We start from the raw sequence: 21,351 nt of genomic DNA on the forward strand, positions 1-21,351 counted from the left end.
AGAATCCGCTAAGGCTTAGCGCGTCTCGCTCGCGAGCCGCGACAGCGCTGCGATGACGGCCTGCGAGTCCGCCAACGCGCCGAAGACGCCATCCTCGACCGTCACCATGTAGAGCGTGGCTTCGTGCGCCTTTCGGTCGCCGCTAGCGCAGGCGTCCGCGATCGTCAGGCACTGGAAATTGCGGTCGCAGGCCTCGCGCAAGGTGGTGTGCACGCAGACATCGGTGGCGCAGCCGGTGAACAGGAGATGCGTGATTCCCCGTGCCCGCAGCACCAGTTCCAGATCCGTATAGGTGAAGGCGCCGTTGCAGGTCTTGTCGACGACGATGTCCTCGGGCCTGACTTCTATGTCGGCGACGATCTGGAAGCCCGGGCTGGAGCGCAGCAGGATGTCGGTGCCGTCCAGTCCCGCCCGCTTGCGGCGCCATTTCTCGTAAGGCGTCATGTCCGCCATGTCGGCGCGGTAGCCTTGCCTGGTGTGGACGATTGCGAGGCCGGCGGCGCGGGCGGCTGCGATCAGCCGGTTCACCGCCGGCAGGATCGCCCTGAGCGGCGACGGGTCGTAGCCTTTCCTGGCGAAGTAGCCCGTCGGCGACAGGAAATCCTCCTGCAGGTCGATGACGAGCAGCGCTGTGTGTTGCGGCATCAGCCGGCCGTCATATGGGAAGTCGAAAGGTGTCGCCTTGATCATCGTCTGCTGCCTCGGTTGCCGGCCAGCATGGTGGCTCAGCGACGGCGCAGTCGTCCAGAGCGCACAGCGCTCCAGCCGTCATGGCGATTTGTTGATCGATCAAGTCATCTTTATAGTTGACTATGAAACTCATGTTTCATAGTCAGGCCGTCAATGGCCGCTCGGCGACAGCCCAGGCTGCGGTCGCTTGGAGACGGATGTTGACTGGAACCGTTGCCCAGACAGCCTTCCATGTCGAGGCGGTGCGCTTTGCCGTCGGCGAGCGCACGCTGCTCGGGCCGGTATCGTTTGAGCTTCTTCGGCGTCGAGATGGGCGTGCTCAGGCACCCCGTCAGCGGCCAGCCCATCGGTTACGTGCAATGATGAAGCGAGGACGAGCCATGTCCCGGAACTCTCTCTCTGCGGTGCTGGCCGCATCCCTCATTCTTTCGGCCGGCCCCATCCTTTCAACCGGAACTGCCATGGCGCAAGAGCAATCGGCGGCGCCGGCCGCACAGGCGCCGGCGCAGCCGTCGGCGACACCGGCTGTGCAAGCGCCCGCCGTTTCCTCCGCCAATCCACCGGCGGACCCGGGCGTGCAGCCGGCCGAGAACGCGTCGGCCGGCGGCGAGCCCCATTCGGCCATTGCGCTCACGTTGCCGCATGACCTCTCGCCCTGGGGCATGTTCATGAATGCCGATATCGTGGTGAAGGTGGTGATGGTCGGGCTTGCCTTCGCCTCGCTGGTCACCTGGACGATCTGGCTCGCGAAATCGCTGGAGATCCTCGGCGGCAAGCTGAGTGCGCGCCGGGCGGCGGTTGCCATCGGCAATGCCGCGACGCTGATGCAGGCCGGCCGTGCGCTTGGCCACAGCAACGGCCCCGGTGTGCTGCTGGTGCGGGCGGCGGAGGAAGAGCGCGCGCTGTCGGCCGGCGCGCTCGATCATGCGTCGGGCGATGGCCTGAAGGAGCGCGTCGCTTCCAGGCTCTCGCGCATCGAGGCGGCGGCGGCGCGGAGCATGTCGCGCGGCACCGGCCTGCTGGCGACCATCGGCTCGACGGCGCCCTTCGTCGGCCTGTTCGGCACCGTCTGGGGCATCATGAACGCCTTCATCGGCATCTCGCAGGCGCAGACCACCAACCTGGCGGTGGTGGCGCCGGGCATCGCCGAAGCGCTGCTCGCCACCGCGATGGGCCTGGTGGCGGCAATCCCGGCGGTGGTCATCTACAACGTCTTCGCGCGATCGATAGCCGGCTACAAACAAATCCTCGCCGATGCCTCGGCGGGCGTCGAGCGGCTGGTCAGCCGCGATCTCGACTTCCGCACGGTGCCGCCGGCAACGGCAATGGCGGCGGAGTAGCACGCCATGGCGGCGCGGATTTGCGAAACGGCTGGCGACGATCTCGAGGAAAGCCACGAGATCAATGTCACGCCGTTCATCGACGTCATCTTGGTGCTGCTGATCATCTTCATGGTCGCGGCTCCGCTTGCGACCGTCGATGTCAATGTCGATTTGCCGGGATCGACGGCGACGCCGGCGCCGCGGCCGGAGACGCCGCTGTTCCTGACGCTGAAAGCCGACCTGACCCTGGCGATCGGCAATGACAGTGTGCCGCGTCCGTTTTTAGCCGCGGTGCTCGACAGCCGCAGCAAGGGCGACAAACAGGCGCCCGTCTTCCTGCGCGCCGACAAGACGGTGGGCTACGGCGATCTGATGGAGGTGATGAACCTGCTGCGCGTGGCCGGCTATCTCAAGGTCGCGCTGGTCGGCCTCGAGACGGCATCGGGCGCCGGCGGCGCGGCTCCCGCAGGCGCAGCCCCGACCCCCGGCGGAAGCGCCTCGACATCGACAGGCGGGAGCACGGGCCAGTGACGGCGGCCGCTGTCATGTCCGGAATCCGCCAGCCGCGCTTCGGCCTGCGTGATGGCGGTTTGTGGGCGGGTGCAGCCGCGATTGTCTTCGCCGGGCATGTGGCGGTCGCCTATGCGGTGCAGAACCTCAGCTTCTCCGAGGCGCCGGGCGGCGGCCGGCCGCCGGCGCTCGCGGTCGAGATGGCGCCGCTGGTGATCGCGCCTGCCGTGCCGGAAGAAGCAGTCATGCTGGACACTGTGACGCCCGACCGGCCGGACACGGTCGAGGAGACGGAAACCGTCAGTGAAGTGAAACCGGCGACCGACCCGGCGCCGGTTGTGGGAAAGGCCGAGCCTGTCACCGAACAATCGGTCGACGCCGACAAGGCAGAAGCAGTCGAGCAGGCCGCGCCAGCGCAGCCGACCGTGCCGGCGCTCAGCGAGCAACCCCAGCTGGACGAGGTCGTTCCTGACCCTGTCGAAGCGATTGCGCCTGACGTCGTCATTCCGCAGCCAAAGCCGGTTGAGACGGATGTCAAGGCGAACAAGCCCGTCGAGGCCAAGAAGAAGGCCGAAAAAAAACCGGTCGAGAAGCCGAAGCAGCGGCCAAGGAAGGAAAGGGCCGAGCCGCCCAAAGCAGTGACGACCGCGAGCATCGATGCCAAGGCCGGAGCAAAGGCAGCGGCGCCGCAATCTTCCGACGCGGCGCCGCGATCCAGCATCGCCCCGTCGCGGTGGAATGCCAGCCTGCAGGCATGGATCAGGCGTCACACACGCTACCCGAGCGCGGCGAAATCCAGGCGGGCCGAAGGCACGCCCAACGTGACTTTCACGGTGGATACCTCCGGCAGGGTGGTTTCCGCCAGGCTGGCCCGGTCATCGGGTGATGCGGATCTCGATCGCGCAGCGCTCGGCGCGCTGCAAGGCGCGTCGGTGCCGGCGCCGCCGGCGGAGCTCGGCCAGCGCGTCACCCGCACGGCGCCATTCGTCTTCAGCCTGCGGGACTAGGCTGCGAAGACGGATGGTGATAGGCGCCTGAGGGGCTCACCCTATTGTGAACTGCCCCGGGGATACTTGCCCGCTGGAAGCTAGATGACGGTACTCACGAGACGCAATCTTCTCAAAGCCACCGCTGCCGCTGGCCTCGCCGGCATCGGTGCCTCGACTGTCGGCAAGCTGGCCGGGCTGGCCGCACCCGTGCCCGATCCAATGGTGCTGAGGACCGCCAGCATTCAGGCTGAGCTGATGGCGGGCGCGCCGACCAAGAACGTGCTCACCTATGGCGAGGCCGGCATGCCGCCGGTCGTCAGGATGAGAAAGGGCGAGCCGTTCGCGGCCCGGCTGATCAACGGCATCGACGATCCGACGACGATCCATTGGCATGGCATGCGCGTTCCGAACAAGATGGACGGCGTGCCGTTTCTGATCCAGCCCTATGTCTATCAGGGCGACCATTTCGATTACGCCTTCACGCCGCCCGACGCCGGCACCTTCTGGTACCACCCGCACTGCAACACGCTGGAGCAGATGGGCCACGGGCTGACCGGCGTGATCGTGGTGGAGAACCCGAGCGATCCGCAATTCGATTCCGAAGTGGTGATCAACCTGCGCGACTGGCGGCTCGGCGACGACGGCCAGTTCATCGAACAGTTCCGGCCGCGCGATGCGGCGAGAGCCGGCACCTATGGCACCGTGCGCACCGCCAACTGGCTTGACCAGCCGCAATATGACGCGCCGGCCGGCGGCCTGGTGCGGCTGAGGGCCGCCATCACCGACGTCACCCGCATCTATGCCTTCCGCGTCGACGGCGCGGAGGCTGCGGTCATCGCGCTTGACGGCAATCCGGTGCCGCAGCGCTTCGCGCCCGACGCCTTGCAACTCGGACCCGGCCAACGGCTGGAGCTTGCCATCCGCATGCCCGACGACGAAGGCGCGATCGTCAGTCTGCGGGACGTGCGGGGCACCAAGCCCAAGATTCTCACGACGCTGCGTTCGGTCGGGAAGTCGCTCAAGCGCGATCTTCGCGACCTTGGCGATCTGGAGGCCAATCCGGTCGCGGTGGTGGACTTCGCCGGTGCGCAGCACATTCCGCTGGCGCTCAGCGCCACGGCGGAGAACGTCGCGGTGGACAGCATCTGCGGCTCGCTCGGCTACAGTTTCTGGGCCATCAACAAGGTGCCGTGGCCGGGTGACACGCCGGACCCGACCACGCCGCTGGCCGAGCTCAAGCTCGGCAAGAGCTACGTCATCGACATGGAAAACCTCACCCCGCACGCGCACCCGATCCACCTGCACGGCATGAGCTTCAAGGTGCTGTCGTCCTCGACGCGCCAGGTCCTGCCGGTCGTCTCCGACACCTATCTCATCCAGCCCGACGAGAAGGTTCAACTCGGCTTCGTCGCCGACAATCCCGGCATTTGGCTGCTCCACTGCCATATCATCGAGCACCAGAAGACCGGCATGACGAGCTATTTCCGGGTGGTGTGAATTTGCCTGGCAATGCCGCGGTCTGAAGTTTTCGTGAGCGCCGTCCGGTTGACTCGATCGCCTGGTTGCCTAGCTGTGAGAAGGGCGTCTGGGGCTCGCGAAATCCGACAGTCGGCATGACATCTTTCCGTATTCGAAAGCTCGCCCTTCTTCTGCCCGCGGGCGTCTCAATCCTGTCTTCCTGCGTCATCCCCGACGATACGTCGCGGGTCGCGCAAGAGGATGCCACCACTGCCGCCGCCCGCAAGGAGATGGTCGGCCTCAGCGAGGCCGATATTCGCATGTGCGCCGGCTTTCCGACCGCGACGGCCGACGTGGGCCCATCCAGCCAGATCTGGACCTATCAGCGCACCGTGCAGCGCGGTAATCTCAATATCGCGGTGCCGACTTTGGGCGTGGGCGCCATCCCCGCCGTCGGCGGATCCGTCAATGTCGCGCCTGGCGGCTATTGCAACACGCAGATTCGCATGGTCGGCGGGCATGTCGCCGAGGTCGCCTATGCGGGCGACAACAATCTGCCGAACAGCCGCGACGCGCTCTGTGTCAGCACGGTTGATGCCTGCGTGGCCTATGCGCGCCAACGCGGTCATAAGGCGACGGCCGTCTCTAGGTGAGTGGGGTCAGCCGAGGCCTCGCGGGAGCACCCATATTCTTGCGGCCTTTGGAAGGAATGGCCTGCGGTCTCATGCGCCGTCTGTTTCGCGGGGATGGCGTGGAAAGCTTCAGGCCTGAAGGGCAAGGCTTTGAGCATGCCGGCATGAGAACATGATCTAACGCTTATATGTGCGGCGGAAAATCAAAGTGATCACCGGCCGCCCCAAATCGTCCCCAATCCGGGGGTTCTTCCGGCCCGAACCTGGAGACTATGGAGAGGTCGATGAAATTGTCTGTTCTTGCCCTTGCCGGGGCCATGCTGGCGCCGACGTTTGCGGTGCAGGCGGCGCCAATAATCGCTATGCCGGACAGAGACGGTCTGGTTCAAGAAGCGCATGTGACATGCGCGTACCTGACCGAGGACGGCTACTGCGTGCGGCCGCACAAGAAGCATATGTATTGGAAGCCCAAGCACCACTACCGGCAGATCTACCGCACCTATGAACCGCAGCCGGACGAGTATTACTGGCGCTATCAGCGTCCGCGGCCGGTTATCCGGGTCATTCCCAACGATCCGCCGCAGGATGAAGACAATTGGGATGATTGGGACAATTGAGGCTCTCTGAGGCCGAAAAAGCTGCCTGCGTTTTGCGGGGGCCGCTTGCAGGCCTCGCGGGCTGTAACCGATCATCGGTTGCGGATACGTGGCCGGACGGCCGTCCCCGTATCCGCAACCCGCGGTTTCACGCCTACCAGCCGAACAGCACGGCCGCTCCGCTTTGCCCGTTGCCAGCCTGCGCGACGTTGGCGTCGGTGTTTCTGCCGAACTGGAAAATGCCGTAGGAATTGTCGTTGCCGTCCTGCCGCAAGGTAGCGGAATGTCCGCTGCCCTCCTGTCGAATTATGCCGAGGTTGCCGGCACCGTCCTGACCTATGCCGGCGCGGTTGTTTCGTCCGAGCTGCCGGATGTGGGCACCGTTGCGCAGTCCGCGATAGACCGAAAAGGCGCGCAGGCCGAGATCGAGCGCACGCGCGTCGCGGGTCGTCCGAGGCGAGTAATAAAACCCGATCGAACCGCCCGCCTTTGCCGGTACGGCAACAAGGGGCAAGCCGATGGCCGCGGCGAGCGCGGTGGCGTGGACGAGCTTTGCGATCTGGCGGTTCATGATGCCTCTCCTTGTGGCTTCGATCATTTGATGAGCCACAATTGCACAGCGAAGCTGAACCGTGACGGAAGGGGTCGTTCAGCAGCCGTTCAAGACTGGGGCGGTCAGCCTTCCCGGAAATGAAGGAGGGCCCCGGTCGCCCGGGGCCCTCCTTTCGATCGGCCGGGACAGCCGGCGCTCAAGTCGCGCCGGGCACCTGCTTGACGCAGCTGACGCTAGTCCCGCCGGCGGTCACTTTCAGCTTGACCTCGTAGGCAGCGCCATTCGCTCCCAGGCTCATCCGGCCGAGTGACGCCGGATTGCCTGCACGGGCTTCGAAGGCGCCGCCCTGCCGGATGTTGGCGGAGCCGGACGTGCCGCCGCCGGAGACGCTGACCGTGTAGGTGCCGTTGGTGCCCTTGTCGGCATATACGATGGGCTCAATAAGGATGGCGTCTCCTTCAATCGTATCTCGTATTTCGCATCGCAGCGGCCCGGAACTCGAGCCATCCTTGCCGGCCGTCGCGCCGGCGGCGCCGGCGGCGATCACGGCCAGGAGCGTGGCCGATGCCACTGTCTTTCGCTTGTCCAGTCTAGTCATGGGTGATCTCCTCGCCTTGTCAGGATGGCGGCCGGCAACACCGTTGCCGGCCGTCCACGGTTCAGGGGCAGTCCTGAACGAAGGCGGCGACATTGCCGCTGCCGCCCTGGCCGACGTCGGCGTTGCATCCGTGGCCGACCTGAACGCCGGCGGCGATGTTGCCGTTGCCGTCCTGCGTCAGGATCGCGGTGTGGTTCGAGCCGAACTGGCCAATGCCCGCGGCGTTGCGGTTGCCGTACTGATAGGTCGCGCCGTAGTTGTTGACGCCCTGCTGACCGATCACCGACAGGTTGCGATGGCCATATTGCTGGCCGATCGCGCTGTTGAAGCGGCCATCCTGGTGGAAATGGATGCGGTTGCGGTAGCCATGCTGGGCGCCGCCTGCGGAATTGCGCCAGCCATATTGTTCGATGTTCACGTCGTTGGCCAGGGCGGGCGCGATGGTCGCGAAGCCGACGACGGCGGCAAGGGCTGCGGTGATGATTGATGAACGGGTCATGGGACTTCTCCTTCGATGCGGCAGGGGACCGCAGTTGACGATCCCTTTGTAGGAGGGTGGCCCGGAACGGAGGCTGAAGGCTCCATTCAGCGAAAATTCATGATCGCTCCGCTCCTGGCCTCCGGAGCTGGCGCATCCCGCCATTCGGACTTGGCAAAGTCACAGTTCAAGAACGTCTTGCCGCCGAGGAGTCTGGACCGATTGTCAGCAGGGGAGAGTTGGCGCCGTTGGCGCACCGAATCTTATGCGGCGGAAAACAAAAGTGATTTCCGGGCCATCCTGAGATGCAAGGGTGTTCGCAGCGGCGGGCGGAGCCGGCACGGCGGCGGCTCGCAAAAAATTCGGCTGGTGGAGCTGAGGGGGATCGAACCCCTGACCTCATCATTGCGAACGATGCGCTCTCCCAGCTGAGCTACAGCCCCGTTCCAGCGGATCGGCTTTTATCGGTCGCGGTCGTTTGCTGTCAAGGCGAAACGGTTGGCCTGACGCGATGCTCCGAGACCGGCGGGCCTTGCCGGTTCGGCGCGCAATGGCTACATGTCGGCGACAATTTGGAGACCGGCATGATCGCCCTCATTCAAACCATCGTCATGGCGCTCGACCTCTACTGGTGGATCATCATCGCCTCGGCGATCTTTTCCTGGCTCTATGCCTTCAACGTCGTCAACTCGCGCAACCAGTTCGTCGACACCGTCGCCAACATGCTCTACCGGCTGACCGAGCCGGCGCTCAGGCCGATCCGCCGTTTCATGCCCGATCTTGGCGGCATCGACATCTCGCCGATCATCCTTCTTTTGATTATCTTCTTCATCCGGCAGTTCCTGCTGACGACCGTGCTGTCGCTGGTCGTCTGAGCCCAGTCGATGAGCGCGCCGTTTCGCCCGCGCAGCGACGGCATCGACCTTTTCGTGCGGCTGACGCCGAAAGCCGCGTTGGACCGGATCGACGGCGTCGAGACGGCCGCCGACGGGCGCAGCCACCTCAAGGCGCGTGTGCGCGCCGTGCCGGAGAACGGCGCCGCCAACACGGCGCTGGAAAGGATGATCGCAAAGGCGCTGCGTGTTCCGTCGTCAGCCGTTTCAGTCATTGCCGGGGGGACGGCGCGGCTGAAGACGCTGCGTATCCGGGGCGATGCGGTTGAGTTGGCGAAAAGTGTCGAGGCACTTTCCGGCAGCTGAGATCGCATCCATTAGACTATCGCCGGCTCACCTCCCCCGTTTGCGGGAGGGCGCTATTTGGCAGACCCCGCTATGGCAAAATGCCGAGGCGGACCGCAGATGACTACGCTCCGCCGCCTGAGGCGCGGCGGGCACTGACGAGAAAAACCGCTAGGTCTGGCTGGTTATAGCAACCAGTCTGTCACGAAGCCGGGAATGTGGGCGCCGTGTTGGTCAATTGCGCTCGTCGCATCGGCCGGTAGAGTGACGTCCGCATGAGGCGCAAAGTGATCGCCGGCGGCAGGATGATCCGGAACTACCGCTGCAAGGGCCGCATCGAAGGCGGCTGGCGGCAGGTGGCCTTTAGCCTGGTCAGGTAGCGCGTTGAACACGCCATCCGGCATTGGGAATGAGGCTGTTTTACCCGGCATGATCGTCCTCCAATCAACCCTCAACTCACATTAGACTCAGCTAATATTGAAAGACAAGATGGTCGACGGAGTCGGCTGGCGACTGCATGGGCGCGAAATGCTCAATCGCCCAGCGGCAGCTTCGGATCATCAACCTTCAGCGTGTTCACGCTCTGCTTGATGCGGCGCAGGTTCTCCAGCACTTTCGGCCCGCGCGATTCGGCCACCGCGGTGGCGATCATGTCGAGGATGGCAAGCAGCGCGTAGCGCGACGAGGTCGGCTTGTAGATGTTGCCGTCCTCGAAAGGTTGCAGCAGGATCACCGTATCGGCGACCTTGGCCAGGCCTGAGTCCGGCGCGGTGATGGCGACGGTCGCCGCGCCATATTGCTGCGCGACCTCGACCGCCTCGATCACCGAACGCGCGAAGCCGGAGACCGAGAAGGCGACCAGTGTGGTTTCCGGCGTCGCGACGGCGGCATACATGCGCTGCAGCTGGCCGTCGGTCTGGGCAAGCGCCGAGAGGCCCAGCCGGAACAGCCGGTTCTGCATCTCGGTCGCCATCATCGAGGAGATGCCGCCGGAGCCGATGCAGAGGATATTGCCGGAACCGGCGATGCGGGCGGCCACACTCACCAGCACGCTCATGTCGAGGTTTTCGCTGGCGCGCTGGATGGCGGCGATCGCCGCCTCGGTGATGGCGGAAGCGATGCGCTGCTCGCGCGCATCGCGGCTCAGCGGCTCCGGTGACAGATACTGGCCGCCGATGGCGATCGCCTGCGCCAGATAGAACTTGAAATCGCGCAGGCCCTCGCAGCCGAGATTGCGGCAGAAGCGGGTCACCGTCGGCTCGCTGACGCCGACGCGCGCGGCAATCTCCGAGATCGCTGCCTTGGAGGCGAAATCGAGGTCGGAAAGTACCAAGCCCGCCAGCCGGCGGTCCGACTTGGTGCCGTCCTGCGAGATCAATTGCAGGCGGGTGATGATGTCGGCTGGCGTCTTCATCTTGCTGTCTTCATGTCTGCTCGTTCACAGCGGCAGGCCCGTCGCCTTGTCGAAGAGGTGGATGTTGCGCGCCTCGACGGTCACCGGCAGCCGGTCGCCGGGCTTCACTCGCAGCCGGTCGCGGAATACGGCCCGCACCGTGTCGCCGCCGACCGAGCCATAGACATGGGTTTCGGAGCCGGTCGGCTCCACCACGTCGACGTCGATAGCGATCGCGTCGTCCGCTGCGCCGATGATGAAATGCTCGGGGCGGATGCCGGCCTCGACCGTGTCGCCGCGCGAGGAATCCTTGCCGTCAAGCGCCAGCCGGCCGCCGCCCGTGGTCTCGAACCACGATTTGCCGTCCGCGGTCTTCAGCGCGCCGGAAACGAAGCTCATCGACGGCGAGCCGATGAAGCTGGCGACGAACTTGTTTGCCGGCTTATCATAAAGCTCCAGTGGCTGCCCGACCTGCTGGATGCGGCCGCGGTCCATCACCACGATGCGGTCGGCCATCGTCATGGCCTCGATCTGGTCGTGGGTGACGTAGACGATGGTCGACTTCAGCCGCTGATGCAGCGCCTTGATCTCGGTGCGCATCTGCACGCGAAGCTGGGCGTCGAGATTGGAGAGCGGCTCGTCGAAGAGGAAGACCGAAGGCTCACGCACGATAGCGCGGCCCATGGCGACGCGCTGGCGCTGGCCGCCGGACAATTGCCTCGGATAGCGGTCGAGATAGGAGAAGAGGTTGAGCACGCCGGAGGCCTTCTTCACCTTGTCGTCGATCGCCGCGCGGCTTTCGCCTCGGATCTTCGGGCCGAAGCCGATATTTTCGGAAGCCTTCAGATGCGGGAACAGCGCATAGGACTGGAACACCATGGCGATGTTGCGCTTCTGCGGCGGCAGGTCGTTGGCGCGCGTGCCGCCGATGATAAGGTCGCCGGAGGTGATTGTCTCGAGCCCCGCCAGCATGCGCAGTAACGTGGACTTGCCGCAGCCCGACGGGCCGACCAGCACGACGAACTCGCCGCTTTTGATCTCGAGGTTGATGTCCTCGAGAATGCGGTGCTGGCCGAAGGATTTCGACAGGTTGCGAAACAGGACATCGGTCATGGTCACGCTCCCAATATGTCGTCGATGAAAGGCAGGTAGCCGGCCGTCAGTCCGGCGTCCACCGGCACCACCGCGCCAGTTATGCCGGAAGCGCGGTCGGAGGCAAGGAAAGCCACAGCTTCGGCCACTTCCGACGCATCGACGATGCGTCCCAGCGGATAGAGCCGCTTCAATCGGCCGAGGATTTCGGGATCCTTGGCCAGGCGATGGTCCCAGGCGGCGGTGCGGATCGAGCCCGGGCAGACGACATTGGCGCGCACGCCGCTGCGGCCGAGCTCGACGGCAATCGCCTTGGCATAGGCGTTGATGCCGGCCTTGGCCGCGGCGTAAGCCGGATTGCCGAAATGCGCGATGGCGTTGACGGAGGAGATGAAGACGACGCTGCCCGAGCCGCGCCCGGCCATCGCCTTGATCAGCGGATCGGCGAAATTCATCACCCCGGTCAGGTTGAGGTCGAGCTCCTGCTCTATTTTGTCCGCCGTCAGCGCCTCAATCGTCTCGGCGCGGGTCCAGCCGGCATTGTTGATCAGGATGTCGGGGACGCCGTCCTTGTCGAGCAGGGCCGGGATCGCTGCTTCGATCGAAACCCGGTCGAGCAGGTTGAAGACGTGGCGCGATGCGATCAGGGGGCTCGCCAGCGCTTCGGCCGACTGGTCGCAGCCGACGACACGCGCGCCACGCTCGGCCAGAAGCGCCACGATCGCCGAGCCGAGGCCGCCGCCGGCGCCGGTGACGATGACCGTCTTGCCCTCGAAATCGGCCTTTGAAACCACGGCGCGCGCTCCTCCGCAATGTCAGACAGGTGACGGTACGCTACCCAACGAAATGTAATTAAGCAACATGATAAACTGCTTGCGTGGCGCAAAATGATGGATAATGTAGGAAAGTCACATAATCCTGAGCCCACCGGGGCCAGGCGCGAATGCGCATCAATGGGAGAGATCAGATGAGCCTTGCGAAATGGACTGTCGGCCTGTTGGCCGGAATGAGCATGCTGGCGCTTGCCGCACCGGCCGATGCGGGCGAGGTGCGGGTCACCGTCGCCGAATACAGCGCCAAGACCGGCCCCTATTTCGAGGAGGTGAAGAAGGAATTCGAGGCCGCCAATCCGGGCATCACCATCAAATATGAGGTGGTGCCGTGGGATGTGCTGTTGCAGAAGCTCACCACCGACATCACCGCCGGCACCAATGCCGACCTTTCGATCATCGGCACGCGCTGGCTGATCGACTTCGTGCAGCAGGATGTTGCCGAGCCGCTCGACAGCTACATCACCCCCGAGTTCAAGGACCGCTTCATCGACACCTTCCTGCAGCCGTCGGTGATGAGCGGCCACACCTACGGCCTGCCGATCGCCGCCTCGGCGCGCGCCATGTATTACAACAAGGAGCTGTTCGAGAAGGCCGGCATCGCCAAGCCGCCGGCCACCTGGACCGAGCTGCAGGAGGATGCGCGCAAGATCAAGGCGCAGGGCGCCTTCGGCTTCGGCATGCAGGGCAAGGAGATCGAGACCGACGTCTATTACTATTACGCGATGTGGTCCTTCGGCACCGAGATCCTGAACAAGGACGGCACATCCGGTCTCGGCACGCCCGGCGCGCTTGAGGCCGCCAAGCTCTACAAGTCGATGATCGACGAGGGCCTGACGGAACCCGGTGTGACCTCCAACAACCGCGAGGACGTGCAGAACCTGTTCAAGCAGGGCAAGGTCGGCATGATGATCACCGCGCCGTTCCTGTCCAACCAGATCAAGGAAGAGGCGCCGAAGCTGAAATACGGCGTCGCCGCCATCCCGGCCGGACCGACGGGCGCGCGCGGCACCTATGGCGTCACCGACTCCATCATCATGTTCAAGAACTCCAAGAACAAGGACGAGGCCTGGAAGCTGCTCGACTTCCTGTTCACCAAGGAGCAGCGCGCCAAGTTCACGCAAGGCGAAGGCTTCCTGCCGGTGAACAAGGAAGAGGCGAAGATGGACTATTACGTCAACAACGCCGACCTCGCCGCCTTCACCGCATTGCTGCCAGACGCGCGCTTCGCGCTGGTCATCCCGGGCTGGGAAGAGATCGCCCAGATCACTTCGGATGCCATGCAGAAGATCTATCTCGGCAGCGCCGAGCCGGAAGCCGCTCTGAAGGATGCCGCGGCCAAGGCCAATGGGGTGCTGAAGAAATAGGGCGTCACTCCCTGCGCCCCGTGGCGCGCCCCACCCCGTCGGGGCGCGCCACATCCATTAACGCGCCACATCTATTAAAAAGGTATGCAGCGGTTCTCCGCGGCAATGGCAAAGACCGACAGAGCAATCTCTCCGGACAAAGGACAAATCGTCGATGTCGGCGCCGCCCCTGATTGCCCTGCCGGGCATTTCTCCCCGTATAGTGACGAGGAGAAAGGGGCTGGCCGCAACGCTGGCGCATTTCCTGCCACGTTGGCGATTGGCGAAATCGGCGGCGACTGCGTCCCTCTCCCCGTCACTATACGGGGAGAGGATGCCGGCAGGCAGGTGAGGGGCAGCGCAAACGCTGGCGAGGAATTCAAATGCGGGGACGTGCCTTGAGCACCGATGCCACTGCCACTGATATTTATCCGCAACACGGTACAAGCCAGCCGATGCAAAGCCGGATCCTGCCCTATCTGCTGACGCTTCCCAGCCTGTTCCTGGCGGCGGTGGTGATCTTCTGGCCGGTCTGGGACCTTGTCCAGATCTCGACGCATGATGTGAATCGCTTTGGCCAGCTGCGCGACTTCAGCGGCCTGGCCAATTTTTCGGCGCTTGCCGCCGATCCGGATTTTGTCGCGGCGCTGTGGCGCACCGGCCTCTGGACCGTGCTGGTGGTCGGCGGCGCGCTGCTTCTGTCGATCCCGGTGGCGATCATCCTCAATACGGACTTCTACGGCCGCGGGCTTGCCCGCGTCATCATCATGCTGCCCTGGGCGGTGTCGCTGACCATGACGGCGGTGGTCTGGCGCTGGGCGCTCAACGGCGAAAGCGGCATGCTGAACTCGGCGCTGATGAAGCTCGGTCTGATCAGCCAGAATATCCAGTGGCTGGCAAGCGCCGAAACTGCTTTCCCGATGCAGGTGCTGATCGGCATCCTGGTGACGGTGCCGTTCACCACCACGATTTTCCTCGGCGGCCTGTCGTCCATCCCCGACGATCTCTATGAGGCGGCGGCGCTCGAAGGCGCAATGCCGTTCCAGCAGTTCCGCGAGATCACCTTTCCGCTCCTAAAACCCTTCATCAACATCGCGATCGTGCTCAACACTATCTACGTCTTCAACTCCTTCCCGATCATCTGGGTGATGACGCAGGGCGGGCCGGCGAACTCCACCGACATCCTGGTCACGCATCTCTACAAGCTCGCCTTCCGCATCGGCAAACTGGGCGAGGCTTCCGCGGTGTCACTGGTGATGTTCGTCATCCTGCTCATCTTCACCATGATCTATGTGCGGCTCGCCATGCGGGAGCAGCGCGTATGAAAAACGGCAAGCTGAGACGCACGATCATCGCCTGGCTGCTGCTTGCGCCATTGATCGTGGTGACGATCTTTCCCTTCGCGGTGATGTTCCTCACCGCGGTCAAGCCGCGGCCGGAAGTGCTCTCGCCGACCTGGTGGCCGAGCGAGTTCCGCTGGTCGAACTTTGCCGACATGTGGGTGGCGACCGGCTTCGGCCAGGCGCTCGTCAACTCGCTCTACGTCTCGGCGTTGGCGACAATCGGCGCCATCTTGATCTCGGTGCCGGCGGCCTATGCCATGTCGCGCTTCCGCTTCGGCGGTTACGGCGCGTTCCGCCAATTCCTGCTGATCTCGCAGATGATCTCGCCGATCGTGCTGGTGCTCGGCCTGTTCCGGCTGATGGCCGCCTGGGGCCTGGTCGAGAGCACCACGGCGCTCGGTTTCATCTACATGGCCTTCAACGTCGCCTTCACAGTCTGGATGCTGCAGAGCTATTTCGACACCATTCCGCGCGATCTCGAGGAGGCGGCCTGGATGGAGGGCGCCGGCCGCTGGCTGACGCTGCGCAAGGTATTCCTGCCGCTCTGCCTGCCGGCGATCGCGGTGACGGCGATCTTCACCTTCATCAACGCCTGGAACGAGTTCGTGGTGGCGCTCACCATGCTGCGCAGCCAGGAAAGCTACACGCTGCCGATCCAGGTTTTCTCGCTGGTTGCCGGCCGCTATACGATCGAATGGCACCATGTCATGGCGGCTACGCTGCTTGCGACCCTGCCGGTGGCGATCCTCTTCATCTGGCTGCAGCGCTACCTTGTCCGCGGGCTGGCGCTTGGGGCCGTCAAATAGCAATTCCAGGAAAGTGCGTCGCGGAATTCCCTCCGGAACTGCGAAAAACAAAACAATTTCCCCAAAAACGGAGGTTTCATGCGCATCTTCACCGCCTCGCTGGCGACGGAAACCAACACCTTCTCGCCGGTGCCGACCGACCGGGCCTCGTTCGAGATGGCCTTCTATGCGGGCCCCGGCAAGCATCCGGAGACGCCGACGTTGTGCTCTTCGCCGATCGTGGCGCTGCGCCGGCACGCCGCAGCCGAGGGCCTGACCGTCATCGAAGGTACCGCCACCTGGGCGGAACCGGGCGGCCTGGTGCAACGGCAGACTTTTGAGGCGCTGCGCGACGAGATTCTTGGCCAGCTAAGGGAAGCGCTGCCGGTCGAGGCTGTGATCCTCGGCCTGCATGGCGCGATGGTGGCGCAAGGCTACGACGATTGCGAAGGGGATCTGCTGGAGCGCGTGCGCAGCATCGTGGGGCCGAAGGTGGTGATCGCTTCGGAGTTCGATCCGCACAGCCATTTGACGCCGAAGCGCGTGGCGGCGTCCGACATCATGGCCTATTTCCTCGAATTCCCGCACACCGATTTCTACGAGCGCGGCGAGCATGTCGTCGAGCTCGGCCTGGCGGCGGCGCGCGGCGAGATCAAGCCGGTCATCTCGACCTTCGACTGCCGCATGATCCAGGTGCTGCCCACCAGCCGCGAGCCGATGCGTTCGTTTGTCGACAAAATCAAAGCGCTGCACGGCAAGGACGGCGTGCTGTCGGTCTCGGTCATCCACGGCTTCATGGCCGCCGACGTGCCAGAGATGGGCACACGCATGCTGGTCATCACCGACAACGACAAGGAAAAGGGCGACCGGCTCGCCGAGACGCTGGGGCGCGAGCTCTATGACTTACGCGAAAAGACGGCGATGACGATGCTGTCCGCCTCGGCCGGCATCGAGCGGGCGCTTGCCGTGCGCGCCGGGCACAAGGACAAGCCGGCGGTGATCGCCGACATCTGGGACAATCCGGGCGGCGGCGTGCCGGGCGACGGCACCATCGTGCTGCGCGAGTTGCTTAAGCGCGGCATCAGCAAAGTCGGCGTCGCCACCATCTGGGATCCGATCGCGGTGACATTCTGTCATGCCGCCGGCGAGGGCGCGGTCATCGATCTGCGCTTCGGCGGCAAGGCTGGACCGCAGGCCGGAGAGCCGATCGATGCGCGCGTCACGGTGCTGAAGGCCGTCAGCGAAGGCTGGCAAAGTTTTGGGCCGAGCCGGGTGACCTTGGGGCCGTCAGCAGTGGTCCGTATCGAAGGCACCGAGGTCGATGTCATCCTCAACACCAACCGCACGCAGACCTTCGAGCCGGACATCTTTTCCAATATCGGCATCGATCCGCTGGCCAAGGACATCCTGCTGGTCAAGTCGACCAACCATTTCTACGCCGGCTTCGCGCCGATCGCCGCCGAGATCATCTATGTCACAGCGCCGAGCTCGTATCCGAGCAATCCCGCGGTCACGGATTACAAGAAGCTGAACCGGCCGATCTGGCCGCGGGTGAAGGACCCGTGGCAAGCTCCCCCTTCTCCTCTCATGTGAGGGGGAGAGGGGAAGAAACCGCTCAAGCCGCCTGCGGCTCCGGATCGAACGCCGGCCGGCTGGTGTTGATGAGCAGCGAGATGCAGGCCGCGGCAATGCCCGTCATGCCGGCGATCAGGAAGGCCAGCTCGTAATTGCCCTGCAGTTCGCGCATGGTGCCGCCGAAGGCAGCCGCCGCCGCCGCGCCCACCTGGTGGCCGGCGACGATCCAGCCGAACACGATCGGCCCGCTGCGGTCGCCGAAGGCTTCGTTGGCGAGCCTCAGCGTCGGCGGCACGGTGGCGATCCAGTCGAGCCCGTAGAGCACGGCGAAGATGATCAGGCTGACCGCCGAGAAGCCGGAATAGGGCAGGTAGATCAGCGACAGGCCGCGCACGGCGTAATAGACGCCAAGCAGCTTGCGCGGATCGAAGCGGTCGGTGAGCCAGCCCGACAGCGTCGTGCCGATCAGGTCGAAGACGCCCATCATGGAGAGCAGTCCGGCCGCCTGCACCTCGCCGATGCCCATGTCGCCGCAGAAGGCGATGAGATGCGTGCCGACCAGACCGTTGGTGGTGAAGCCGCAGACGAAGAAGGTGGCGAAGAGATACCAGAACACCCGGGTACCGGCTGCCCGGCGCAGCGTGTTGAGCGTATGCGTCAGGAAATTGCCCTGCGAGGCGGGCGACACCGGCGGCACGTCGTCGGCGTCGGCGCCGTAACGCACCTGGCCGATGGAGGCCGGGCGCTCCGGAACCAGCAGGAAGACGATCGGCGCGAGCGCTGCGGTTGCGATCGCCACCGCGATCGCCACCGGCTTCCAGCCGCCGGCCTGCGCCAGCGAGGCGATCAGCGGCAGGAACACCAGCATGCCCGTGGCGCTCGAAGCCGACATCAGACCCATCATCAGGCCGCGATTGGTCTTGAACCAGCGATTGACGATCGTGGCGCCAAGCACGCTCGCCACCGCGCCCGAGCCGATGCCGGAAAACACGCCCCAGGTGATGAAGAGATGCCACGGCTCGGTCATCAGCAGGCTGAACGCGGTCGAGCCCGACATGATGAGCAGCGCGGCAAGCAGCGTGCGGCGGAGCCCGATGCGCTCCATCAGTGCGGCGGCAAACGGACCGGTGAGGCCATAAAGCAGGATGCCGACGCCGGCGGCCATCGAGATCACGTCGCGGCGCCAGCCGAAGCTCGCCTCCAGCGGCAGCATCATGACGGAGGGCGCGGAACGCAGTCCCGCGGCGATCAGCAGGCAGAAGAAGATGACGGCGACGACGACAAAAGCGTAGCGCTGGCCAAACGGGCGGGACTGGGCTATCATGTTACTGACCGGTACGTTGCAAATGGATGGTCCCATACATACGTACCGGTCAGTAACATTGTCAAGCGAGTTTGTTGAATGCCATCGGACAATAAAATTGAAGCGTCGACGAACGAGGCTCCCGCCGCGCCGGCGCGCAAGGCTGCCGACAAGATCCTCGGTGTGGCGCGCGACCTGTTCTATCGCGAGGGCATCCGGGCGATTGGCGTCGACGAGATCGTCAAGCGCGCCGGCGTCACCAAGCCCAGCCTCTACCGCAGCTTTCCGTCGAAGGACGAGCTCGCGGCCTCGTATCTGCGCCAATACGACCGCGAATTCTGGGAGCGTTTCGACCAAGCCGTCGACGCGCATCCGGGTGACCCGCGCGCCCAGATCATCGCCTTCCTCACCCGCGTCGGCAGACGCACGCAGAGGCCGGACTATCGCGGCTGCGGCATGACCAATGCGGCGGTCGAATATCCCGAACACGGTCATCCGGCGCGCGTCGTCAGCGAGGCCAACAAGCAGGAGCTGCGCCGGCGCCTGCGCGCCATGGCGGCGGCGATGGGTGCCGCAGACTCGGACACGCTCGGCGACGGCCTGCTGCTCCTCATCGAGGGCGCCTATATCAGCGGCCAGCTCTTCGGCCTCGGCGGCCCGGCGGCATCGGTCGCCCGCAATGCCGACCTCCTGATCGAAGCCAGCTTGAAGAAATAGGGATTGACGGTACGCTCAGGCGCCTTCCACCGGAGACGGTCGCCATGCGTGCGCTTCTGATCCCGCTTGCCTTCGCCGGCTTTTGCCAGGCGGCGCATGCCGGCGACATTTCCAGCGCCTACACCGATCTCGATTGGAAGAAGGACTGCGTAACCTATGCGCAGGCGCAAGAAGGCGACGGCGACTGGGCGAGCCTCGCCTGCTCCGGCTATCGCGGCTACCCGGTGCTGGTCGGCTACGACGATGCCCGCGAATCCGTCTATTACGGTTTTCCCCCCGACGACATGACCGCGGTGTGGGAAAGCTTCTCCGCCCTCAATTCCTCAGGACCCAAGGTCGAGTGGCGCATCGAGACGAAAGGCGATGTCGCCATCCCCTTCGCCGTGATCCATCGCCGCTCGGTCAGCAATCCCGAAGACGAGAACAAGCCGACCGAGGTGCTGGTCGTCGCCAAGGTGGCGCAGCCGGAGGAACATGAAGGCTGCACTGTCGGCCTTGTGCTGGCCACCGGCAATCCTCAGGCCAACGACCTGGCGCGCAAGCTCGCCGACGAGAAGGCGAAGGGTTTCGCCTGCGGCAAGGACAAGCGCGAGGTGATCGGCAACGTCCCCGACTTCGGCCGGGTGGACAATTAGCCTATTTGGCTGCCTTGGCCCGCGCGATCGCGTCGACGATCATCTTCTTGGCATATTTGGAATCGTGCCAGCCCTCGATCTTGACCCATTTGCCGGGCTCGAGGTCCTTGTAGTGCTCGAAGAAATGCTGCACCTGCTGGCGGGTGATTTCGGGCAGGTGCGTGTATTCGGTGACGTTCTCGTAGCGCAGCGTCAGCTTCGGCGAGGGCACCGCGATCACCTTCTCGTCCTGGCCGGCATTGTCTTCCATGATCAAGACGCCGATCGGCCGTACATTGATAACGCAGCCCGGCACCAGCGCGCGCGTGTTGCAGACCAGCACGTCGATCGGGTCGCCGTCGCCCGACAAAGTGTGCGGCACGAAGCCGTAATTGCCGGGGTAGCGCATCGAGGTGTGGAGGAAGCGGTCGACGAACAGCGTGCCGGCCTCCTTGTCCATCTCGTACTTGATCGGCTCGCCGCCGATCGGCACCTCGATGATGACGTTGATGTCCTCGGGCGGGTTCTTTCCGGTGGGCACGGCTTCGATACGCATGGCTCAAATCCCTCTCAATCTTGCGAGACCGATAGCGGGACACGCGTCATGGTGCAATGCGGCGAATGGTGCTGAGCGCTAGTGGAAGCGCACAGTTTGTGATGGATTGTAACCTGATGCATGTCGCCCAAAAAAAGCGCAGCGGTTTTGGGAGAACGACATGCATCAAACAAAGACCTAAGGCGAGTCACCGCGACGCGCCTTAGGCGGCGCCCGTCATTCCCAGACGAAGGCAACCTTCTTCAGCGCCTTCTGCTCGAAGACCTCAACGCCTTCGGCGACGTCGCGGCCGCCATTGCCGGCATAGAAAGCGAGCGCATTGTAATTGTCTTCCAGCGCCCACACCACCAGGCCTCTGAGCCCGTGGTCTGCAAGGCGCGTCCGCGCCGCCTTGAACAGCCGGCTGCCGAGCCCGATGCCCTGATATTCCGGGCGCAGGTAAAGCTCGTAGATCTCTCCCTGTTGCCTGAGCTCGCGGGCGCGGTTCTTGCCGATCGTGGCATAGCCGGCAATCGTGCCGCCGATCTCAATCACCAGAACGGTTGCCGCCTTGCGAATCGCGTTCGCCCACCAGTCGGGACCGCGGCGGTTGATCATGGCCGTCAGGGTGCGGTGCGGAATGATGCCCGAATAGGCGCCGCGCCATGCCTCCTGGTGCACCTCGGCGATGGCGTTTGCGTCGCGAAGGTCGGCTTTCCGGATGTCGATCGTCAGCGTGTTCATGATTTGTTAACCATAGACCCGCTTCGCACGCTTGCAAAGAGTCCGCACTGTCGCGGCCGGGCTTTCGCAC

The 21,351-nt window shown here is 64.4% G+C and carries 25 protein-coding genes and 1 tRNA gene; 14 read left to right on the forward strand and 12 right to left on the reverse strand.

What is annotated here, in order from left to right; genetic code table 11:
• Positions 1-15 precede the first annotated feature (15 nt).
• Complete coding sequence (locus tag RFN28_RS07225; protein WP_320286680.1) at positions 16-690, reverse strand: cysteine hydrolase family protein; 675 nt, start codon at positions 688-690, stop codon at positions 16-18.
• Between the two features lie 380 nt (positions 691-1,070).
• Here RFN28_RS07225 and exbB point away from each other — a divergent pair, with 380 nt between their 5' ends.
• The 6 genes from exbB to RFN28_RS07255 all read left to right on the forward strand — a co-directional run bounded on the left by exbB (position 1,071) and on the right by RFN28_RS07255 (position 6,218).
• A complete protein-coding gene (gene exbB, locus RFN28_RS07230; protein WP_320286681.1) occupies positions 1,071-2,030 on the forward strand; it encodes a tonB-system energizer ExbB in 960 nt (319 codons plus the stop codon).
• Positions 2,031-2,036: 6 nt separating this feature from the next.
• Positions 2,037-2,543, forward strand: a complete 507-nt coding sequence (gene exbD, locus RFN28_RS07235) for a TonB system transport protein ExbD (RefSeq protein ID WP_320286682.1) — start codon at positions 2,037-2,039, stop codon at positions 2,541-2,543.
• On the forward strand, positions 2,540-3,529 hold the full coding sequence (locus RFN28_RS07240) for an energy transducer TonB family protein (protein WP_320286683.1): 990 nt from the start codon (positions 2,540-2,542) through the stop codon (positions 3,527-3,529). Before exbD ends, RFN28_RS07240 begins: the two co-directional genes overlap by 4 nt.
• Positions 3,530-3,613: 84 nt before the next feature.
• Positions 3,614-5,008, forward strand: coding sequence for a multicopper oxidase family protein (locus RFN28_RS07245; protein ID WP_320286684.1), 1,395 nt, complete (start codon positions 3,614-3,616; stop codon positions 5,006-5,008).
• Between the two features lie 116 nt (positions 5,009-5,124).
• Positions 5,125-5,622 (forward strand): hypothetical protein, encoded by a 498-nt coding sequence (locus RFN28_RS07250; protein ID WP_320286685.1) that lies wholly within the window; start codon positions 5,125-5,127, stop codon positions 5,620-5,622.
• 263 nt (positions 5,623-5,885) lie between these two features.
• Complete coding sequence (locus RFN28_RS07255) at positions 5,886-6,218, forward strand: hypothetical protein (protein WP_320286686.1); 333 nt, start codon at positions 5,886-5,888, stop codon at positions 6,216-6,218.
• Positions 6,219-6,351: 133 nt separating this feature from the next.
• On the opposite strand, the gene RFN28_RS07260 is transcribed toward RFN28_RS07255, so the two are convergent.
• The 4 genes from RFN28_RS07260 to RFN28_RS07275 all read right to left on the reverse strand — a co-directional run bounded on the left by RFN28_RS07260 (position 6,352) and on the right by RFN28_RS07275 (position 8,269).
• Positions 6,352-6,768: a curlin gene (locus RFN28_RS07260; RefSeq protein ID WP_320286687.1), complete on the reverse strand. Its 417-nt coding sequence runs from the start codon at positions 6,766-6,768 to the stop codon at positions 6,352-6,354.
• Positions 6,769-6,946: 178 nt separating this feature from the next.
• Positions 6,947-7,348, reverse strand: coding sequence for a curli-like amyloid fiber formation chaperone CsgH (gene csgH / locus RFN28_RS07265; RefSeq protein WP_320286688.1), 402 nt, complete (start codon positions 7,346-7,348; stop codon positions 6,947-6,949).
• A 61-nt stretch (positions 7,349-7,409) separates the two neighbouring features.
• Positions 7,410-7,847 carry a curlin gene (locus RFN28_RS07270; RefSeq protein ID WP_320286689.1) on the reverse strand — a complete coding sequence of 146 codons (438 nt, stop codon included), beginning with the start codon at positions 7,845-7,847 and terminating at the stop codon, positions 7,410-7,412.
• A gap of 346 nt (positions 7,848-8,193) precedes the next feature.
• Positions 8,194-8,269, reverse strand: a tRNA-Ala gene (locus tag RFN28_RS07275).
• A gap of 141 nt (positions 8,270-8,410) precedes the next feature.
• Between RFN28_RS07275 and RFN28_RS07280 the strand changes: the two genes are divergently transcribed.
• Positions 8,411-8,701 (forward strand): YggT family protein, encoded by a 291-nt coding sequence (locus RFN28_RS07280; protein WP_320286690.1) that lies wholly within the window; start codon positions 8,411-8,413, stop codon positions 8,699-8,701.
• 9 nt (positions 8,702-8,710) lie between these two features.
• The gene (locus RFN28_RS07285; RefSeq protein WP_320286691.1) at positions 8,711-9,025 is read left to right on the forward strand and encodes a DUF167 family protein; all 315 of its coding nucleotides are present in this window, start codon (positions 8,711-8,713) and stop codon (positions 9,023-9,025) included.
• Positions 9,026-9,189: 164 nt separating this feature from the next.
• Here the strand turns inward: RFN28_RS07285 and RFN28_RS07290 are convergent, their stop codons facing one another.
• From RFN28_RS07290 to RFN28_RS07305, 4 genes are all read right to left on the reverse strand, one after another.
• On the reverse strand, positions 9,190-9,435 hold the full coding sequence (locus tag RFN28_RS07290; RefSeq protein ID WP_320286692.1) for a hypothetical protein: 246 nt from the start codon (positions 9,433-9,435) through the stop codon (positions 9,190-9,192).
• 101 nt (positions 9,436-9,536) lie between these two features.
• On the reverse strand, positions 9,537-10,418 hold the full coding sequence (locus RFN28_RS07295) for a MurR/RpiR family transcriptional regulator (RefSeq protein WP_320286693.1): 882 nt from the start codon (positions 10,416-10,418) through the stop codon (positions 9,537-9,539).
• A 24-nt stretch (positions 10,419-10,442) separates the two neighbouring features.
• A complete protein-coding gene (locus RFN28_RS07300) occupies positions 10,443-11,510 on the reverse strand; it encodes an ABC transporter ATP-binding protein (RefSeq protein WP_320286694.1) in 1,068 nt (355 codons plus the stop codon).
• Between the two features lie 2 nt (positions 11,511-11,512).
• Positions 11,513-12,283: an SDR family NAD(P)-dependent oxidoreductase gene (locus RFN28_RS07305; protein WP_320286695.1), complete on the reverse strand. Its 771-nt coding sequence runs from the start codon at positions 12,281-12,283 to the stop codon at positions 11,513-11,515.
• 173 nt (positions 12,284-12,456) lie between these two features.
• On the opposite strand from RFN28_RS07305, the gene RFN28_RS07310 reads away from it, so the two are divergent.
• From RFN28_RS07310 to RFN28_RS07325, 4 genes are all read left to right on the forward strand, one after another.
• Entirely contained in the window at positions 12,457-13,686 is a 1,230-nt protein-coding gene (locus tag RFN28_RS07310; protein WP_320286696.1) for an ABC transporter substrate-binding protein, read from the forward strand.
• Between the two features lie 434 nt (positions 13,687-14,120).
• The gene (locus RFN28_RS07315) at positions 14,121-14,990 is read left to right on the forward strand and encodes a carbohydrate ABC transporter permease (protein ID WP_320286697.1); all 870 of its coding nucleotides are present in this window, start codon (positions 14,121-14,123) and stop codon (positions 14,988-14,990) included.
• Entirely contained in the window at positions 14,987-15,814 is an 828-nt protein-coding gene (locus RFN28_RS07320) for a carbohydrate ABC transporter permease (RefSeq protein WP_320286698.1), read from the forward strand. Before RFN28_RS07315 ends, RFN28_RS07320 begins: the two co-directional genes overlap by 4 nt.
• Positions 15,815-15,892: 78 nt before the next feature.
• Entirely contained in the window at positions 15,893-17,386 is a 1,494-nt protein-coding gene (locus RFN28_RS07325) for a M81 family metallopeptidase (protein ID WP_320286699.1), read from the forward strand.
• A 22-nt stretch (positions 17,387-17,408) separates the two neighbouring features.
• Here RFN28_RS07325 and RFN28_RS07330 read toward each other — a convergent pair whose 3' ends face one another.
• Positions 17,409-18,692 (reverse strand): MFS transporter, encoded by a 1,284-nt coding sequence (locus RFN28_RS07330; RefSeq protein WP_320286700.1) that lies wholly within the window; start codon positions 18,690-18,692, stop codon positions 17,409-17,411.
• Between the two features lie 78 nt (positions 18,693-18,770).
• On the opposite strand from RFN28_RS07330, the gene RFN28_RS07335 reads away from it, so the two are divergent.
• Both RFN28_RS07335 and RFN28_RS07340 read left to right on the forward strand, forming a co-directional pair.
• On the forward strand, positions 18,771-19,388 hold the full coding sequence (locus tag RFN28_RS07335) for a TetR/AcrR family transcriptional regulator (protein WP_320286701.1): 618 nt from the start codon (positions 18,771-18,773) through the stop codon (positions 19,386-19,388).
• Between the two features lie 44 nt (positions 19,389-19,432).
• Positions 19,433-20,023: a hypothetical protein gene (locus RFN28_RS07340; protein ID WP_320286702.1), complete on the forward strand. Its 591-nt coding sequence runs from the start codon at positions 19,433-19,435 to the stop codon at positions 20,021-20,023.
• A 1-nt stretch (position 20,024) separates the two neighbouring features.
• Here RFN28_RS07340 and ppa read toward each other — a convergent pair whose 3' ends face one another.
• Complete coding sequence (ppa, locus tag RFN28_RS07345) at positions 20,025-20,558, reverse strand: inorganic diphosphatase (protein WP_320286703.1); 534 nt, start codon at positions 20,556-20,558, stop codon at positions 20,025-20,027.
• A 216-nt stretch (positions 20,559-20,774) separates the two neighbouring features.
• On the reverse strand, positions 20,775-21,281 hold the full coding sequence (locus RFN28_RS07350; RefSeq protein ID WP_320286704.1) for a GNAT family N-acetyltransferase: 507 nt from the start codon (positions 21,279-21,281) through the stop codon (positions 20,775-20,777).
• Between the last annotated feature and the right edge of the window lie 70 nt (positions 21,282-21,351).

The organism is Mesorhizobium album (assembly GCF_033977205.1).
Taxonomy (GTDB): domain Bacteria; phylum Pseudomonadota; class Alphaproteobacteria; order Rhizobiales; family Rhizobiaceae; genus Mesorhizobium; species Mesorhizobium album.